Annotated in this window: 19 protein-coding genes; 12 read left to right on the forward strand and 7 right to left on the reverse strand. The window is 68.7% G+C overall.

All coding sequences use genetic code 11. The features are described from left to right. The 11 genes from hisG to glk all read left to right on the forward strand — a co-directional run. On the forward strand, positions 1–261 hold a 261-nt coding region (gene hisG, locus Q0053_RS10910), incomplete at its 5' end, for an ATP phosphoribosyltransferase (protein WP_367276689.1). Then, positions 261–1,568 (forward strand): histidinol dehydrogenase, encoded by a 1,308-nt coding sequence (gene hisD, locus Q0053_RS10915; protein ID WP_298100023.1) that lies wholly within the window; start codon positions 261–263, stop codon positions 1,566–1,568. The genes hisG and hisD, both read left to right, overlap by 1 nt. Next, positions 1,565–3,001 (forward strand): imidazoleglycerol-phosphate dehydratase HisB, encoded by a 1,437-nt coding sequence (hisB, locus tag Q0053_RS10920; protein WP_298100025.1) that lies wholly within the window; start codon positions 1,565–1,567, stop codon positions 2,999–3,001. The genes hisD and hisB overlap by 4 nt, the downstream gene beginning before the upstream one ends. Further along, a complete protein-coding gene (hisH, locus tag Q0053_RS10925) occupies positions 2,998–3,600 on the forward strand; it encodes an imidazole glycerol phosphate synthase subunit HisH (RefSeq protein ID WP_298100027.1) in 603 nt (200 codons plus the stop codon). Before hisB ends, hisH begins: the two co-directional genes overlap by 4 nt. Further along, positions 3,597–4,334, forward strand: coding sequence for a 1-(5-phosphoribosyl)-5-[(5-phosphoribosylamino)methylideneamino]imidazole-4-carboxamide isomerase (hisA, locus tag Q0053_RS10930; RefSeq protein ID WP_298100029.1), 738 nt, complete (start codon positions 3,597–3,599; stop codon positions 4,332–4,334). Before hisH ends, hisA begins: the two co-directional genes overlap by 4 nt. After that, positions 4,331–5,098, forward strand: a complete 768-nt coding sequence (gene hisF, locus Q0053_RS10935; protein WP_298100032.1) for an imidazole glycerol phosphate synthase subunit HisF — start codon at positions 4,331–4,333, stop codon at positions 5,096–5,098. The genes hisA and hisF overlap by 4 nt, the downstream gene beginning before the upstream one ends. Beyond that, positions 5,095–5,733 carry a bifunctional phosphoribosyl-AMP cyclohydrolase/phosphoribosyl-ATP diphosphatase HisIE gene (gene hisIE, locus Q0053_RS10940; protein WP_298100034.1) on the forward strand — a complete coding sequence of 213 codons (639 nt, stop codon included), beginning with the start codon at positions 5,095–5,097 and terminating at the stop codon, positions 5,731–5,733. Before hisF ends, hisIE begins: the two co-directional genes overlap by 4 nt. Positions 5,734–5,747: 14 nt before the next feature. Next, positions 5,748–7,208, forward strand: coding sequence for a glucose-6-phosphate dehydrogenase (zwf, locus tag Q0053_RS10945; RefSeq protein WP_298100036.1), 1,461 nt, complete (start codon positions 5,748–5,750; stop codon positions 7,206–7,208). Continuing rightward, complete coding sequence (gene pgl / locus Q0053_RS10950; protein WP_298100037.1) at positions 7,201–7,920, forward strand: 6-phosphogluconolactonase; 720 nt, start codon at positions 7,201–7,203, stop codon at positions 7,918–7,920. Before zwf ends, pgl begins: the two co-directional genes overlap by 8 nt. Further along, positions 7,920–9,812, forward strand: a complete 1,893-nt coding sequence (gene edd, locus Q0053_RS10955) for a phosphogluconate dehydratase (protein ID WP_298100040.1) — start codon at positions 7,920–7,922, stop codon at positions 9,810–9,812. The genes pgl and edd overlap by 1 nt, the downstream gene beginning before the upstream one ends. 16 nt (positions 9,813–9,828) lie before the next feature. Further along, positions 9,829–10,806 carry a glucokinase gene (glk, locus tag Q0053_RS10960; RefSeq protein ID WP_298100047.1) on the forward strand — a complete coding sequence of 326 codons (978 nt, stop codon included), beginning with the start codon at positions 9,829–9,831 and terminating at the stop codon, positions 10,804–10,806. Positions 10,807–10,809: 3 nt separating this feature from the next. Here the strand turns inward: glk and Q0053_RS10965 are convergent, their stop codons facing one another. The 7 genes from Q0053_RS10965 to Q0053_RS10995 all read right to left on the reverse strand — a co-directional run bounded on the left by Q0053_RS10965 (position 10,810) and on the right by Q0053_RS10995 (position 16,668). Then, entirely contained in the window at positions 10,810–11,613 is an 804-nt protein-coding gene (locus Q0053_RS10965) for a DUF1295 domain-containing protein (RefSeq protein ID WP_298100049.1), read from the reverse strand. A gap of 41 nt (positions 11,614–11,654) precedes the next feature. Continuing rightward, positions 11,655–12,062 carry a hypothetical protein gene (locus tag Q0053_RS10970; protein ID WP_298100053.1) on the reverse strand — a complete coding sequence of 136 codons (408 nt, stop codon included), beginning with the start codon at positions 12,060–12,062 and terminating at the stop codon, positions 11,655–11,657. Then, positions 12,059–13,357: a homogentisate 1,2-dioxygenase gene (hmgA, locus tag Q0053_RS10975; protein ID WP_298100054.1), complete on the reverse strand. Its 1,299-nt coding sequence runs from the start codon at positions 13,355–13,357 to the stop codon at positions 12,059–12,061. Before hmgA ends, Q0053_RS10970 begins: the two co-directional genes overlap by 4 nt. Positions 13,358–13,383: 26 nt before the next feature. Further along, complete coding sequence (locus Q0053_RS10980) at positions 13,384–13,731, reverse strand: hypothetical protein (RefSeq protein WP_298100056.1); 348 nt, start codon at positions 13,729–13,731, stop codon at positions 13,384–13,386. 19 nt (positions 13,732–13,750) lie between these two features. Further along, entirely contained in the window at positions 13,751–14,869 is a 1,119-nt protein-coding gene (locus Q0053_RS10985; RefSeq protein ID WP_298100058.1) for an acyl-CoA dehydrogenase, read from the reverse strand. A gap of 162 nt (positions 14,870–15,031) precedes the next feature. After that, positions 15,032–16,216 carry an acyl-CoA dehydrogenase family protein gene (locus Q0053_RS10990; protein ID WP_298100061.1) on the reverse strand — a complete coding sequence of 395 codons (1,185 nt, stop codon included), beginning with the start codon at positions 16,214–16,216 and terminating at the stop codon, positions 15,032–15,034. Between the two features lie 200 nt (positions 16,217–16,416). After that, positions 16,417–16,668 carry an Lrp/AsnC ligand binding domain-containing protein gene (locus Q0053_RS10995; protein ID WP_298100063.1) on the reverse strand — a complete coding sequence of 84 codons (252 nt, stop codon included), beginning with the start codon at positions 16,666–16,668 and terminating at the stop codon, positions 16,417–16,419. A 184-nt stretch (positions 16,669–16,852) separates the two neighbouring features. On the opposite strand from Q0053_RS10995, the gene Q0053_RS11000 reads away from it, so the two are divergent. Further along, positions 16,853–17,662: an alpha/beta hydrolase gene (locus Q0053_RS11000; RefSeq protein ID WP_298100065.1), complete on the forward strand. Its 810-nt coding sequence runs from the start codon at positions 16,853–16,855 to the stop codon at positions 17,660–17,662. The last annotated feature ends 82 nt before the right edge of the window (positions 17,663–17,744 follow it).

Raw genomic sequence — 17,744 nt, forward strand, 5'->3', positions numbered from 1 at the left:
ATCATCGAGCGGATGGCCGGGGTGGTGTCCTCGCAGGGGGCCAAATACGTCATGCTCAACGCCCCCCGCTCAGCCCTGGCCGAGATCACAGCCATCCTGCCCGGTGCCGGCGCACCGACCGTCATGCCGCTGGCCGGTCGCGATGACGCCGTGGCGGTCCACGCCGTCTGTCAGGAGGCGGTCTTCTGGGAGACGCTGGAACGGCTCAAGGCCGCGGGGGCCTCTGCGATCCTCGTCCTCCCGATCGAGAAGATGATGTGATGAAACGCCTCGACTGGAGCACCCTCGACGCCGCCGCCCGTATCGAGGCCCTGGCCCGTCCCCGCCGCCGCACCGAGGCGCGCGTCACCGATACGGTGCGCGAGATCATGGACGATGTCCGTGACCGCGGCGGCGCGGCTGTGACCGACTGGAGCCTCAAGCTGGACGGCGCTCCGCCGCGTCGACTGGAGCTGACGCCCGACCGCGTCGCCGCCGCCCGCGACGCCCTGCGGCCCGCCGACACCCGGTCCATCCGCATGGCCGCCGAGAACATCCGCATCTTCCACGAAGCGACCCGGCCCGAAGACACCCCCGATGTCGAGATCGTCCCCGGCGTTCGATCGCGGCTGGTCTGGCGGCCGCTGCGGTCGGCGGGCCTCTATGTCCCCGGCGGCTCGGCTCCGCTGTTTTCCTCCCTGCTGATGCTGGCCATACCGGCCGCCGTCGCCGGTGTCGGCCGCCGAGTCGCCGTGACCCCGCCCTCGGCCTCGGGCGAGCCGCACCCGGCCATGATCTTCGCCGCAGCAGAGGCCGGTCTCGATGATCTCTGGCTGATCGGCGGAGCCCAGGCCATCGCTGCCTTGACCTTCGGGGCCGAGCTCGACGACGGCGTCATCGCGCCCTGTGACAAGCTGTTCGGCCCCGGCAATGCCTGGGTCGCCGAGGCCAAGAAACAGGCCTCGAACCTGCCCGGCGGTCCCGCCGTCGACATGCCCGCCGGACCCTCGGAACTGCTGGTCATCGCCGACCGCGATGCCGACCCGGAGATCGCCGCCGCCGACCTGCTAAGCCAGGCCGAACACGACGCCGACGCCCAGGTCATCCTGGTCTCGGAGAGCCGCGCCAATATCGACGCCATCCTCGCCGAGGTGGATCGCCAGCTCCAGACCCTGCCCCGCGCCGACATCGCCCGCACCTCGCTGGCCGAGGGTCGCGCAATCCGCGTCCGCGATGTGGCCGAGGCCTGCGAGGTGGCCAATCTCTACGCGCCCGAACACCTCGCCCTGCAGACCGTCGAGGCCGACCGGCTGGTCGGGCGGATCACCGCCGCCGGGGCCGTCTTCGTCGGGGCCTTCGCTGCCGAGACTTTGGGCGACTATGCCGCCGGCCCCAGTCACGTCCTGCCCACCGATGGCGCAGCCCGCACCATGGGCGGGGTCACCACCGCCAGCTTCATGACCTCGATGTCCGTGCAGACCGTCAATGAAGCCGGCGCCGCCGCCCTTGCCCCGGTCGCCGCCCGCCTCGCCCGCCTTGAAGGGCTTGAAGCCCACGCCCGGGCCGCAGATCTCAGGACCGGCGCATGAACAACCTCCCCGCGCCCTTCGCCCCGCTGGTCACAGGCGGCGAGGGCCTCGACCGCTATCCGGCCGAGCCCCGCGCGCTCGCCGACCGGATGGCCGAGATCTACGGCGTCCCGTCGGACAGCGTCCTGCCCGTTCGCGGGCTGACACACGGGCTGGAGCTGGTCTTTCGACTCGCAGCCCGCGACGGCCAGCGCGTCGAGGCTCCCGATGCTGAGCCTTACCGGACCCTCGCCACCCTCTACGCCACGCCCGCCGCCGACGCCCCGACCAGCGCCGTTATCCTCCGCGCCCTGGGCTCCCCCGAAGCCCTGGCCGAGATGGCCGACCGGGTCGCCCCGGCGCTTCTGGTGATCGACGAGGGTCTGGCGGAATTCGCCGCCTCCCCCTCAGCTGCCACCCTGATCGGCAATCACGCAAACCTGATCGTCCTGCGCAGCCTCTCGCTCGCATACGGCCTCGCGGGTGCCCGCGTCGGTGCCGCCCTGGCCCAGCCTGCGACCCTCGCCCGCCTCGCCTCGGTGCTGGAGCCCTACGCCCTGCCCGAGGTCTGCATCCGCCTCGCCCTGCAGGCGCTCGACCCCTCGCGGATGATGGAGACGACAGGCCGCATCGCCCTCGTCCGCTCGGAGCGCGATCGCCTGATCAAGGCCCTGTCCCGCGAGATGGTCATCGAGCCCGGCTTCGGTCCCGTCATCATGGCCCGCCCTTCCGATCCGGATACGGTCCTTGCCGCCCTCGCCCGTTTCGGCCTCGCGGCCGACCGCTCCGGCGACCGCCTGCGGCTGCCCGTCTCCGCAAGAGGCGAGGTCAACGACCGGCTGCTGGGCGCGCTCGACCTCGGTAGCACGACGGCCCGCGCGCACCGCACCGGCGAGGCCGTCCGCGATACGAAGGAGACGCGCATCGTCTGCGCGGTCGACCTCGACGCGACCGGCCCGGTGTCGATCGCGACCGGAGTCGGCTTCTTCGATCACATGCTGGAGCAGGTCGCCGCCCACGGCGGTTTCTCCCTGCGCCTGTCCTGCGAGGGCGATCTGCACACAGACCCGCACCACACCATCGAGGACTCCGCCATCGCCCTGGGGCAGGCCCTGAAACAGGCGCTCGGCGAGCGTCGCGGAATCGCCCGCTACGGCTTCGTCCTGCCCATGGACGAGGCCAATGCCAGCGTCTCGATCGACCTGTCCGGCCGACCCTTCCCCGTCTTCGAAGGGACCTTTGCGACCCCCTTCATCGGCGACTACCGCACCGACCTCACGGCCCACGTCTTCCGTTCACTGGCCGAACATCTCGGCGCGGCCATCCATGTCTCGGTCACCGGCGACGACGACCACCACAAGACCGAGGCCGTCTACAAGGCCTTCGGTCGCGCCCTGCGTCAGGCCATCCGCATCGAGGGCGACGTGGTGCCCTCGACCAAGGGCGTACTGTGAGCGAGGTCACCGTTCTCACCTATGGTGCCGGCAACACCGCCTCGGTCCGGTTCGCCCTTGAGAGGCTGGGTGCGACCGTGCGCCTGACGGACGACCCGGTCGCCGTCGCCGGGGCCGAACGGCTGATCCTGCCCGGCGTGGGGGCGGCTGCATACGCCATGGCCCGGCTGACCGCCCTCAAGCTCGTCGACCCCATCCGCGCCTTCCCCCGGCCCCTGCTCGGTGTCTGTCTCGGCCAGCAACTGCTGTTCGAGACCAGCGAGGAGGGCGAACCCGTGCGCCTGCTCGGCCTGATCCCCGGTGCCGTCCGCCGTCTCGAGCCCGGCCCCGGCCTCACCGTGCCGCATATGGGCTGGTCGCGCCTGACCGCCGACCGGTCGGACCCCCTGCTCGAGGGCGTTGAGGACGGTTCATACGCCTATTTCGTCCACGGCTTCGTCTGCCCCCAAGGCCCCGCGACCCTCGCCCGCGCCGACTACGGGGGACCGGTCCCCGCCGTCGTCCGCAGCGGCAATCGCTGGGGCTGTCAGTTCCACCCCGAACGCTCTGCCGCGACCGGTGCCCGCATCCTGAGAAACTTCCTGGAGCTTCCCGCGTGATCGTCTATCCCGCCATCGACCTGAAGGACGGGATCTGCGTGCGCCTGATGCACGGCCGGTTCGACGCCGTCACCCGCTACGATGACCAGCCCGTCGCCCGCCTCACCGCCTTCGCCGCGGCCGGCGCACGCTGGGCCCACATCGTCGATCTCGACGGCGCCGAGGCTGGCCGCGCAGTCCAGCACGCCCTGATCGGCGACCTCGCCCGCGCCGCCGACATCCGCATCCAGTCCGGCGGCGGGGTCCGCTCCGCCGACGATGTCGCGGCCCTGATCGACGCCGGTGTGGCGCGGGTCGTCGTGGGCTCGTTGGCCGTATCAGCGCCGGAGACGGTCGCCGACTGGCTGCGCCGCTTCGGGCCGGACCGCATCACCCTGGCCATCGACGTCAAGGCCGACGGCGACCGCTGGGTGCCGGCCCTGAAGGGCTGGACCGAGGCGGCCGGGGTCGACCTCTGGACCGCGCTCGATCGCTATCCGCCCGATCTGGCCCGGCACCTTCTGGTTACCGACGTCGGCCGCGACGGTGCCCTGACCGGACCCAATCTCGACCTGCTGGGCGAGATCATCCGACGTCGTCCCGATTTGAAGGTTCAGGCCTCGGGCGGGGTGGCCTCGGTCACCGACCTCGCCGCCGCCGCCGCCCTGGGCTGCGACGGTGCCATCGTCGGCCGCGCCCTGTACGAGAACCGGTTCACCCTGGAAGAGGCACTCGCGGCCGAGAGGGCGGCATGACCGCGCGCCGCATCATACCCTGTCTGGACGTCCGGGACGGCCGGGTGGTCAAGGGCGTCCGCTTCGAAGGCCACGTCGATATGGGCGACGCCGCTGACCTGGCCGCCCGCTATCGCGACCAGGGGGCCGACGAGCTTGTCTTCTACGACATCACCGCCAGCCCGGAGGGCCGGACCCTCGACTATGGCTGGGTCCGCGATATCGCCCGCCTGCTCGACATCCCCTTCAGCGTCGCCGGCGGGATCCGCTCGGTCGACCAGGCCGCCCTCTGCCTCGACCACGGGGCCGACAAGGTATCCATCAACTCCCCCGCCCTCGAGCGCCCCGACCTCATCGGGGAATTGGCCGCCCGCTTCGGCAGCCAGTGCGTGGTCGTCGGCGTGGACTCCGGACGCGCCGGCGATGACTGGGTCGTCCACCAGTACACCGGCGACCCCACGGCCAGCCGCGCCGCCGGTCGCCTGACCCTCGACTGGATCGTCGAGGCCCAGACCCTCGGCGCCGGCGAGATCGTGCTCAACTGTATGGATGAGGATGGCGTCCGCCGCGGCTATGACATCGCCCAGCTGGCCGCCGCCCGCGCCCTTCTGAGCATCCCGCTGGTCGCCTCGGGCGGAGCGGGCGCAGCCGCGCATTTTCTCGACGTATTCGAACAGGCCGACGTCTCCGGTGCCCTCGCCGCCAGCGTCTTCCACACCGGGACATTGGCGATTCCCGATCTCAAGGCGTTTCTCTCTGACGCCGGACAGGAAATGAGACTGTGATCGATACTTCCACCCTCGATTTCGACAAGGCCGGCGGCCTGATCCCTGTCGTCGTCCAGGACGCCGCCACCCTCCAGGTGCTGACGCTGGCCTATATGGACCGCGCCGCCCTCGACGAGACTCTCGACTCCGGCGAGGCCACCTTCTTCTCACGCTCACGCGGCGGGCGCTGGCGCAAGGGCGAGACCTCGGGCGACCGACTGCATGTCGTCTCCATCACCCCTGACTGCGACGGCGACGCGCTGGTCCTCAAGATCCGGCCCGTCGGCAATGCCTGCCACCTGAACCGCGTCAGCTGTTTCGGCGAGGAGGACGCACCCGGCCTCGGTCGTCTTGCGCGACTGGAGGCGACCATCGCCGAACGCGCCGCCGCCGATCCGACGGAAAGCTGGACCGCCCGCCTGCTGGCCGGGGGCGTCAAACGCATTGCCCAGAAGGTCGGGGAAGAGGGCGTGGAGACGGCTCTCGCCGGCGTTGCGGGTCCGGATTCGGAACTGGCAGCGGAGGCTGCGGATCTGGTCTATCACCTGATGGTGTTGCTGCGCGCCCGTCACATGGTGTTTCAGGACGTCCTCGACGTCTTGGCCCAGCGCGCGGAAGCGGCCAGACACAACTCCGGTCCAGCCGGGACCTGAATGAAGGAGAGCCCATGGCGGCCCTGGTGCTGTTCGGCGGCGGTGGCGACCTCGCCATGCGGATGCTGTTGCCTTCGCTCTATTTCCTCGAGTTCGACGGCCTGCTGCCCGACGGGCTGAAGATCATCGGTGCCGCCCGGTCGGACGAAAGCCGCGAGGAATATGTCGCCAGGGTCCGCGCTGCGGTCGAAGGCAAGGCCCGGACCGACGACGCCTGGTCCGACGAAGCCTGGGCCCGGCTGGACGCACGGCTGGACTATCTGCCGGTCGACGCCACCGACCCCGCCAGCCTGAAACCGCTGAAAGAGCGGGTCGGCGACGGCGGCGTGACCAGCTTCCTGGCGGTTTCGCCCTCCCTGTATGGCCGCATCGTCACCGCCCTGAAGGCTGCGGGACTGGCGAACCCGACCGACCGGGTCGTGCTGGAAAAGCCCGTCGGCCGCGACCTGAAATCCTTCCTCGAGATCGACGATGCCGTGGGCCATGCCTTTTCCGAGGACCAGGTCTTCCGCATCGACCACTACCTCGGCAAGGAGACGGTCCAGAACCTGATCGCCCTGCGTTTCGGCAACACCATCTTCGAGCCGCTCTGGAACAGTCTGTCGATCGACCATGTCCAGATCACGGTTGGTGAAACCGTCGGCGTGGGCGACCGCTGGCCCTATTACGATGAGTACGGTGCCCTGCGGGACATGCTGCAGAACCACATGCTCCAGCTGCTCTGCCTGGTCGCCATGGAGCCGCCGTCAGACCTCGATCCGGACTCGGTTCGCAACGAGAAGGTCAAGGTGATCCGCTCACTTCGTCCGATTACGGAGCATGAGGCCGAGCGGGTCACGGTTCGCGGCCAGTACGTCGCTGGAACCAGTGAAGGCAAGGCGGCCACGGCCTATTCCGAGGAGCGCGGTCAGGACTCCGACACCGAGACCTTCGTCGCCGTCCGCGTCGACATCGACAACTGGCGCTGGGCCGGCACCCCCTTCTTCCTGCGCACCGGCAAACGGCTGGCGGAAAAGCGCACCGAGATCGTCATTCAGTTCAAGCCCGTGCCCCATTCGATCTTCGACCATCGCGAGCGCGGCCACATCGAGGCCAACCGGCTGGTCATCGAGCTCCAGCCCGAGGAAGACATCGCCCTGTCGGTGATGAACAAGAAGCCGGGTCTGGATCAGCGCATGCAGCTGCAGCCGATCCAGATGTCCCTGTCCTGGGGCCAGGGCGACAAGGGCGGCAGGCCCCCACGCCGGCGCATCGCCTATGAGCGGCTGCTGCTCGACGCCCTGGCCGGGGATTCCACCCTGTTCGTCCGCCGTGACGAGGCGGAGCAGGCCTGGAAATGGGTCGACGAGGTCTCCGACGCCTGGCGCAGTGCGGCCTTCAAGCCGAAGGCGTATGCGGCCGGAACCTGGGGGCCGGCGGACGCCGACCTGCTGCTGGAGCGCGGCGGCAGGGAATGGAACACCGGGCATGGGTGAGATTGCGCCCGCCATCGAGACCTTCGCCGACAACGTCGCCTGGGCCGACGCCTGTGCCGCCCGCCTGACCGACGCACTCGCCACCGCCCTCACCGATACGGGCAAGGCGGTCTTCGCCGGTTCCGGCGGCTCGACGCCCGCGCCGATCTATCGGCGCATGGCGCAGGCCGACCTCGACTGGTCGCGCGTGGCCGTCACCCTGATCGACGAACGCTACGTTCCGGAGACCTCGCCCGAGTCCAACGCGGCCCTGCTGAAGCAGAACCTGCTGTCAGGTCCGGCCGCCGCGGCGCGCTTCGTGCCCCTGTTCCACCCCGCCGTCACCGTCGACCGGGCCGCCGCCCTGGCCGCCCGCGCACTGATGGCCGAGGGCGGCAGGCTCGACGCCGTCCTTCTCGGCATGGGGGAGGATGGTCATATCTGTTCCATGTTCCCCGACAGCCCGACCCTGAAGACCCTGCTCGCCCCGACCCTGAAGCCGACCGTCCTGGGCGTGCCGCACGGCCGCGACGGTGCCGCGCCAAGCCTTGAGCGGCTGTCGATCAACCTGCCCTGGCTGATGACCGCCCGCCGCGTCGTCCTGGCCATCACCGGCACCGCCAAACGCACCGTTTTCGAGAGAGAGGCCACAGGTGATCCGGCGACACAGCCGATCGCCGCCCTGCTGGCCGCCAAGGTTCCGCTCGATGTTCTTTGGACGGAGAAAATCTGATGACGAAACTCCATCCCGTCGTGGCCGAGGTCACCGCCCGTATCGTTGAACGCTCGAAGGCCACCCGCGCCGACTATCTGCGCCGGATGGACGCCGCCGCCACCTCGGGCGTGGGCCGGGCCAAACTGTCCTGCGCCAACTGGGCCCACGCCTTCGCCGGGGCCCCGGTCAAGGACAAGCTCAATGCCATGTCCGGGACCCAGCCCAATGTCGGCGTGGTCACCGCCTTCAATGACATGCTGTCGGCCCATCAGCCGTTCGAACGCTTCCCGCAGATCATCCGCGACGCCGTACGCGAGGTGAACGCCACCGCCCAGGTCGCCGGCGGCGTGCCCGCCATGTGCGACGGCGTCACCCAGGGCCGACCCGGCATGGACCTGTCGCTGTTCAGCCGCGACGTCATCGCCATGTCCACAGCCGTGGCCCTGACCCACGACGCCTTCGACGCGGCAGTCTGCCTCGGCGTCTGCGACAAGATCGTGCCCGGCCTGTTCATGGGCGCGCTGGCCTTCGGCCATCTGCCGGTCATCTTCGCCCCGGCCGGTCCCATGCCGTCGGGCATTCCCAATGCCGAGAAAGCCCGCGTTCGCGCCGAATATGCGCAAGGCAAGGTCAACCGCGAAACCCTGCTTGAGAGCGAGATCGCCAGCTATCATTCGCCGGGCACCTGCACCTTCTACGGCACCGCCAACTCCAACCAGATGATGATGGAGCTGGGCGGCCTGCACCTGCCCTCCACCGCCTTCGTCCACCCCGAAACCGGCCTGCGCGACGCCCTGACAGCCGCGACCGCCAGACGCGCCGTCGAACTGGCCCGTTCCGGTCAGGGCCGGATGGCCGATGTCATCTCCGAGAAGTCGGTCGTCAACATGATCGTCGCCCTGCTGGCCACCGGGGGCTCGACCAATCACGCCATCCATCTGGTCGCCATGGCGCGGGCGGCGGGCGTGCTGATCGACTGGACCGACATGGACCAGCTGTCCTCGGTCACCCCCCTTCTGGCGCGGATCTATCCCAACGGTTCCGCCGATGTGAACGCCTTCCAGGCCGCCGGCGGCGTCGCCTTCGTCGCCCGCGAACTGGCCGGGGCCGGCTATATCCACGCCGATGTGGTCACGGTCATGGGTGAGGGCATCCACCCCTATTTCCAGGAGCCGATGATGGTCGACGGCGAACTGGTCTGGAAGGACGGCGTGACAGAAAGTCTGGACACGGACATTCTCCGCCCCGCCGCCGACCCCTTCGACCGCGAGGGCGGCCTGCGCCTTGTCCAGGGCGACCTGGGCCGGGCGGTGATCAAGGTCTCGGCGGTCAAGCCGGAGAACCGGGTCGTCGAAGCGCCCGCCGCCGTGTTCGAGACCCAGGAGGATGCGCTTCAGGCCTTCAGGGACGGCAAGCTGAACCGTGACGTGGTCATTGTCCTCCGCTTCCAGGGCCCACGCGCCAACGGCATGCCCGAGCTGCACAGCCTGTCGCCCGCCCTCTCGGTGCTTCAGGACAAGGGCTTCAAGGTGGCCTTCGTCACCGACGGCCGCATGTCCGGGGCCTCGGGCAAGACGCCCGCCGCCATCCATGTATCGCCCGAGGCCCTCGCCGGCGGCCCCCTTGCCCATGTGCGGGATGGGGACATTATCCGCCTCGACGCCGACGCCGGTGTGCTGACCACCGTCAGCGTCCCCGACCTTGCCGCCCGTCCCGCCGCGACCCGGTCACAGGTTCACGCCGAGGGCGCGGCCTGGGGCTATGGCCGCGAACTGTTCGGTGCCTTCCGCCAGATGGTCGGCACGGCCGAGGCCGGTGCCTCGATCTGCTTCGCCTCGCCGGGCACCATGAACGGCCACGCCGATGCGACGCCGGACGCCAATCCCCTGGACCGCATGGTCGACGCCTGATGCAAAGGACTCTTCAATGACCGTGGCCTGGGACCGGACCCTTCTCGTCGGTGACGTCGGCGGAACCAACGCCCGCTTTGCCCTGGCCCATATGGTCGAGGGTCGGCCGGTGCTTGAGCACCATCAGAGCTTTCCGGCGTCCGAGCATCCGACCTTCCTCGGCGGCGTGAAGGCCTTTCTCGACGGCTGTGACATCAAGCCGACGGGCGGCGTCCTCGCCGTGGCGGGCCCGGTCACTGACGGCGAGATCGACCTGACCAATTCGCCCTGGCGGGTGTCCGAGGCCGAACTGCAGACCCTCGGCCTGAATCCGGTCCGGCTGATCAATGATTTCGAGGCCCTGGCCTGGGGCGCACCTGTCGTTCCGGCGGACCAGCTCGCCTCGCTCGGCGGCCCCGCCGCGGGCGATCCCCATGCCGCCATCGCCGTCCTCGGCCCGGGCACCGGCTTCGGCGTTTCGGCCCTCGCCCGGGACGACCAGGGACGGGAAATCGCCATGCCGACCGAGGGCGGCCATGCCTGTTTCGCACCCGGAGACCCCATCGAGGACGAGATCCTGCGCATCCTGCGTCGCCGCTATGAGCGCGTCTCGATCGAGCGACTGATCTGCGGACCAGGCCTGTTGAACATGCATCGTGCCCTCGCCGAGATCGACGGGCGTGAGACCCATATCGACGACCCGGCCCAGATCACCGCCGAGGCGCTCGAGACCCCCAACAGCCACTGCGGGGCCACCCTGGCCCGGTTCTGCGCCATCCTCGGCGCCGTGGCCGGAGACATCGCCCTGACCACCGGTGCCCGCGGCGGGGTCTATATCGCCGGCGGCATCGCCCCTCGCATCCTGCCCTTCCTCAAGGCCAGCCCGTTTCGCGAGCGGTTCGAACGCAAGGGCCGGTTCCAGGACTATATGGCGGCCATCCCCACCCAGGTGATCCTGCACAAACACGCCGCCCTGCTGGGCGCGGCCCGGGTCGCCTTCGCGTCAGAGGGCTGATCCTCAGCCCTTCTTCGGCGGCCAGGGAATGAAGGCGCTGGTCCGGCGGACATAGTCGGCATAGCCCGGCCGCGAAGCGTGAATGACCTTTTCCGTGATGCCGATCCCCGACCATTTGGTCAGGGTGAAGGTCAGGAACAGCGGTCCCGCAATGGCCCACAGCCCCGGTCCGGTCTCGGCGGCGATCAGGAACAGCCCCCACCAGACGCAGGCGTCGCCGAAATAGTTGGGGTGGCGGGTGTATTTCCAAAGGCCGGTGTCCAGCACCTTGCCCTTGTTGGCCGGATTGTTGCGGAAGGCCGTCAGCTGGGCGTCGCCGATGCTCTCGAAGCCGATGCCGATCACCGCCAGCACCGCCCCCGCCCAGCCGATCCAGCCCACCGCCGGCTCAAGGGCGACCTGACCCAGTTGCACCGGCAGGGAGGTCAGCCAGGCCAGCACCGCCTGCGGCACAAACACCACCAGCAGCGCCGTCTTGCCGAAGCCCCAGCCACGGTTGGTTTCCATCCGGGCCAGCAGGTTCAGATAACGGCCATCGGCCCCATGCGCGCGCCAGCGGCGATAGAGGTGCCAGCCCAGCCGCAGGGCCCAGACCCCGACCAGCCACATCAGCAGCCATTTGCGCGTCGGATCACCCTCGGTCCGCGGAAAGGTGACCAGGGCCAGAAACAGCATCGCCATGGGCCAGACGGCGTCGATGAAGCTGACGTCCCTGACCTTCAGGGAAACCAGCCACAGGCCGGTCATGACCGCGATGATGAGGGCAAGGTTCAGGCCCAGCAGGGCGAGGATGTCGATCAGGCTCATGTCTCAGATACGTCCCTGGCTGAGGATTGGCTTCAAGGCCTTCAGTCGACGCAGAGGGTGGCCTCGGCCTTGCCGCCCTCGACGGTGGTATAGCAGCCGAACCGGCTGCTGTTGATCTGGCATTGGCCCACCGCCGGGGCTCCGGCGGCCGGCGGATTGGCCACATCCCCGACACGGCAGTCGCCGGCGCAGTCGTCACCGTCGGTGCAGCGCCGGCCGGCGTCGGCATAGGTGATCACGCATCGCACGCTCTGCATCCGGCCCTGGGGCAGCATCTTGCCGCCGGCGCGCGCGCAGGCCGCCGCATCCTCACTGCCGGCCACGGACGGGCCAATCACAGTCTGGCCTGCGGGCACGATTGCTGCGATCTCCGTCGGTCCATCGCTTGCCGGCATCGGCTGGCAGGCAGCCGTCAGGACCGCCGCCGCCGCAATCAGAATCCGCTTCATGTCACCTGGCCCTTTTCGAAGCCTGTCCAGACGTCGTCGTAGTCCAACTGCATGGTCGGTGAGGTTTGTGCCCATTCCGTGGTCCGGATCGGGGCGCGGGTCTCGAACATGAAGGCCAGGGTGTTCTCGATCTTGACCGGCTTGAGCTCGGCGGCGACCGCCTTGTCATAGCTGGCCTGATCCGGCCCGTGGCCGCTCATACAGTTGTGCAGCGAGGCCCCGCCCGGCGCGAACCCGCCCTCCTTGGCGTCATACTCGCCGGTCACCAGCCCCATGAATTCGCTCATGACGTTCCGGTGGAACCAGGGCGGGCGGAAGGTGTCCTCGCCCACCATCCAGCGCGGCGGGAAGATGACGAAGTCGCAGTTGGCCGTTCCGGGCGTATCGCTGGGCGAGGTCAGGACGGTGAAGATGGACGGGTCCGGATGGTCGAAACTGACCGTGCCGATCGTGTTGAACCGGGCAGTGTCGTATTTGTAGGGGGCGTAGTTTCCATGCCAGCCGACCACATCCAGCGGCGAATGCTGGAAAGTCGTCGACCACAGCCGCCCGCCGTATTTCTGTACGCACTCCGTCGGCCGATCGATGTCCTCGAAGGCTGCCACCGGCGTCTGGAAGTCGCGGGAATTGGCCAGGCCGTTCGAGCCGATTGGCCCCAGGTCCGGCAGGCGGAACAGGGCGCCGTAGTTCTCGCAGACATAGCCGCGGATCGGCCCGGAACATTCCACCCGGAACCGCACCCCGCGCGGAATGACCACGATCTCGCCCGGCTTGGCGTCAATCCGCCCCATTTCGGTGACGAAGGCCTGGTCGCCGTGCTGAGGCACGATCAGCAACTCGCCGTCGGCGCAGTAGAAGACTCGGTCCACCATCGACCGGTTGGCCGCATACAGATGAATGCCGACGCCCGACAGGGCCTCCGCATCGCCGGTGCCGCCATAGGTGATCAGCCCCTCGACCCAGTCGGTCGGCGCGGTCGGCAGCGGCAGCGGATCCCAGCGCATCCGGTTCGGCGACGGCGGCGCATCATGGAAGGGTCCGGTCCGCACCAGCCCCTGGGCGAACGGCCTGTAGGCCGGGTGCTGGGCGCTCGGCCGCAGCCGGTACAGCCAGGACCGCCGGTTCTCGCTGCGCGGGGCCGTGAACGCCGTCCCCGACAGCTGCTCCGCATACAGCCCCATCGGCACCCGTTGCGGCGAGTTCCGGCCCTCCGGCAAGGCACCGGGCACGGCCTCGGTCGCGAAATGATTGCCGAAGCCGGACTGGTATTGAGGCGCGTTGGCTCGCGTCGTCATGGCAAAAGTCTCCCGTAACAGGAGGTTTAGCGGCGCCCGGTCACGCCGTCACCTTCGCTCGCATCATTCGTCTCATCGGGCTTCAATCGAAACGAAAAGCCAATGCGTTGACCCTCCACGATACCGAGAGTGTTTGATCGGGTCTGACGCTCCGACATCATCGCGGCAAGGCGCTCTGCCCGCCGGCGCGCTTCGGCGGTTTCGGGCGTTACAGACTCCACCCGGCATCGGGTGGCCATCATGCCGAGCGAGTCTTCTCGTCGAACGCATTCCAGCATGACAAGCGGCCGGTCGTCTGAAACCTGTGCAAAGCTTGGCTGCGGCGAGCTCGCGCACCCGACCAGAAACGTCGCCGCAAAGATCAGAACTCTCATCGCCCTGCGCTCCTCCTGGTCAGAACCCCTGCGCCCGCGCCATCCTCTCCTGATGGAACCCCGCGTCGCCCAGCAGTTCGTTCAGCACCCGCACCCGCTTCATGAACAGGCCGACGTCATATTCGTCGGTCATGCCGACGCCGCCGTGCATCTGCACCGCCTCCTGCACCGCCAGTTCGGCGACGCGACCAGCCTTGGCCTTGGCCACCGAGACCCGCAGGGCCGCATCCGGTCGATCGGAATCCAGCGCCGTCAGCGCCCCCATCACCGCCGCCCGTGCGATCTCGATCTCGCTGAACAAATGCGCCGAGCGATGCTGCAGGGCCTGGAACTCGCCGATCAGTTTGCCGAACTGTTTGCGGGTGCGCAGATAGGCCATGGTCGTCTGGAAGGCCTGATCCCCGGCCCCGTTCAGCGACGCCGCCGCGCAGGCCCGGCCGAGGTTCAGCGCGCCCTCCAGCAGGGCCTCGCCGCCATCGACCGACCCGATCACGGCATCCGCATCGACCTCGACATCCGTCAGGGTCACCCGCGAGGCATTGTGCGCATCGACCATGACCGTCCGCTCGATCCCGACCCCTGCCGTCTTCGGATCAACGAGGAACAGGCTCAGCCCGTTCTCGGTCAGGGCCGCCACGATCAGGGCGTCGGCCACATGGCCGTCCAGCACGAAGCCCTTGGCCCCGTTCAGCTTGAACCCGTTGCCCGACCGCTCCGCCACGGTCGCGATCCGCGACGGCGCATGCTTGGGCCCCTCGTCCACCGCCAGCGAGACGATCGCCTCGCCTGCCGCAATCCGCGGCAGCCAGGCCGCCTGCTGTTCCGCCGAGCCGCCCTTCAGCACCGTCGCCGACAGCACCCCCGAGCCGAGGAAGGGTGACGGCGTCAGCGTCCGGCCCAGAGCCTCGGCCATCACCCCGGCCTCGACCGCGCCGAGGCCCGAGCCGCCATGCTCCTCAGGGATGATGACCCCCGCGAACCCCATCTCTCCGAACGCCCGCCACAGATCGCGCGACACGCCGTCCGCATCCCTGGAGTCGCGCAGTTTGCGCAGGTGCGCGATCGGCGCGTGCTCGTTCAGGAAGCCGTCGGCGGCCTCCTTCAGCATCGTCTGTTCTTCGGTCAGGATCAGGGGCATTGCCGCCTCTTCTTTCTCGTCGTCATCCTCGGGCTTGACCCGAGGATCAGATTGTCCGTCGCACGGTGATGGGACGCCATTCCGTGTCTTGATCGTTCGCCACCGCGCTTTCCCCATCGTCCGGCCCTCGGGTCAAGCCCGAGGGTGACGGCGGGTAGTTGGTCACGCCCCCGGCAGCTGAAGCAGGTGTTTGGCGATGATGTTCAGCTGAACCTCGCTGGTCCCGCCCTCGATGGAATTGGCCTTGGTCCGCAGCCAGTCGCGCGCCGCCTTGCCGCCGCGCGACCGCTCGCCTTCCCACTCCAGCGCGTCTGACCCGCCCGCCGCCATCAGCAGCTCGTGCCGACGCTTGTTCAGCTCCGAGCCATAGTATTTCAGCATGGAGGCGATGGCCGGATGGGCCTGGCCCACCTTCACCTGATCCCCGGCCCGCTCCATGGCCAGACGGAAGGCGGCGGCATCGATCTCCATCTCGGCGATCCGGGCCCGGAGCATGCCGTCATCCAGCCGGCCCTCGTCGTCCATCCCGATCGAGCCGGTCGCGACCTGGCCCAGCGGTCGCCCGCCGCCCAGCTCGCCCATGGCCCCGATCATGGTCCGCTCATGGGCCAGCAGATATTTGGCCACGTCCCAGCCGCGGTTCAGTGTCCCGACGAGGTTTTCCTTCTCCACCCGCACGTCGTCGAAAAAGGTCTCGCAGAACGGGCTCTTGCCGCTGATCAGGGTGATCGGCCGGGTCGAAACTCCCTTCGTCGCCATGTCAATCAGGACGAAGGAGATGCCCAGGTGTTTGGAGGCCTCGGGGTCGGTCCGTACCAGGCAGAAGATCCAGTCGGCCTTGTCGGCATAGGAGGTCCAGACCTTCTGGCCGTTGACGATCCAGTGGTCGCCGCGATCCTCCGCCCGGGTCTGAAGCCCCGCCAGATCGGACCCCGCGCCCGGCTCGGAATAGCCCTGGCACCAGCGGATCTCGCCGCGCACGATTTCGGGCAGAAAACGCTTCTTCTGGGCCTCGGTGCCGAAGGCCAGCAAGGCCGGGCCCAGCATCCAGACACCGAAGCTGGCCAGGGGCGGCTGGGCATCGATGCGGCGCATCTCGGAATGCAGCACCTTGGCCTGTTCGCGGCTCAGCCCCCCGCCGCCGTATTCGGCCGGCCATTCCGGCGCAGTCCAGCCCTTTGCGCCCATCCGGTCGAGCCAGATCTTGTGCGCCGGCGTCGGATAGACAGCGTTGCGCCCGCCCCAGACCCGGTCCTCGTCGCTCTCCACCGGCCCGCGGCATTCCGCCGGGCAGTTGGCTTCAAGCCAGGCGCGCGTCTCCGCGCGGAAGGTGTCGAGTTCGGTCATGGCGTCCTCCGTGGGGGAGCTTTAGCAGCGATTCCGCGGTGACGCAGCGTCAGCGTCTCCTCCCTGTTGCGAAGCAATGGGGAGGGGGACCATGCGAAGCATGGTGGAGGGGGGCCGCGCCGCCGATCTACCCCTCCGTCGCGGCGCGACGCCGCGCCGCGCCACCTCCCCATTCGCTGCGCGAACAGGGAGGAGACCCGCTATTTCGGCAGAAACGGGGAGAAGGTGATGACCGTGAAGGTGTCGCGGATATTGGCCCGGGTCTGCACCGACTTCGTCACGAAGGTGCCGATGTCCATGTCCCGGGGCAGCTGGAATTTGGCCAGCAGGTCGTACTGGCCCGAGGTCGAATAGACCTCCGATACATATTCGACATTGTCCACCATATCGGCCGCCACATCGTTGGCGTGGCCCAGCTCGCATTTGATGAAGACGAAGATGGCGGTCATCATGGCGGCGGCTCCGGTTCGAGGTCGTAGGGCTTAGGTCGTAGGGCTTAGGTCGTAGGGCTTAGGTCTTAGGGCTTAGTTCGCCGACGAACCAGCCACCACCGACGCGAGCCCCCCTCGAATTTCTATGCCCCAAGACCCAAGCCCTAAGCCCCAAGCCCCAAGCCCCAAGCCCCAAGCCAAGCCCTTGAACCTCGAAGCCCAATACAACAACCGCGCCCTCGTGCCCGACCATCCGGCCGTGATGCAGCGCTGGCGCGAGACCGCCGAGGCTGCCCGCGCGGCGCATCCGCCGCTGGAAATCGCCTACGGCCCCGGCGCACGTGAGGTCATGGACCTGTTCGAGGCCGCGCCCGGTGCCCCGGTCGCCGCCTTCCTGCACGGCGGCTATTGGCAGGCGCTGGACAAGAGCTGGTTCTCCGGTCTCGCCCCGGCACTGCTCGCCCACGGTGTCAGCCTCGCGATTCCCTCCTACGATCTCTGCCCCGCCGTCCGCCTCGGCACCATCCTGCGCCAGGTCCGGGTCGCCGTCGAAGCCGTTCGGGCACGCACCGGCACCCGGCCCGTCGTCTTCGGCCACTCCGCCGGCGGCCATATGGCCGCCTGTATGCTGTCCGAGGGCCGCGCCTCGGCGGCCGTAGCCATCAGCGGCGTCTTCGACCTGGCCCCTCTGATCCCGACCTCCCTGAACACCGCGCTCGATCTGGACGAACGCGAGGCCGCCGCCCTTTCACCGATCCATTGGCCGATCCCCAACGGTTCGACTCCGGGCGGTACAGTTCTGGATTGCCTGGTCGGCGGCGACGAAAGCCCGGAATTCCTGCGCCAGTCCCGCATGATGGCCGACCACTGGGCCGCCCATGGCGTCGAGGCCCGATACGAGGCCCTGTCCGGCCTCAACCACTTCACCGTGCTCGATCCGATGTTCGATTCAGACAGTGAGACCACCCGTCGCATCGCGGCGCTCGCGAAGCTTGACCACAAGCAGATTCGATAGTCTTCAGGCCCGGACGGCGACCCGTTCGGGACGCTGGATTTCTTGCAGAGTGCTCATGTTCCGAACCATTCGGCGCCTTGTC

Source organism: Brevundimonas sp. (assembly GCF_027487935.1).
In the GTDB taxonomy this organism is placed as follows: domain Bacteria; phylum Pseudomonadota; class Alphaproteobacteria; order Caulobacterales; family Caulobacteraceae; genus Brevundimonas.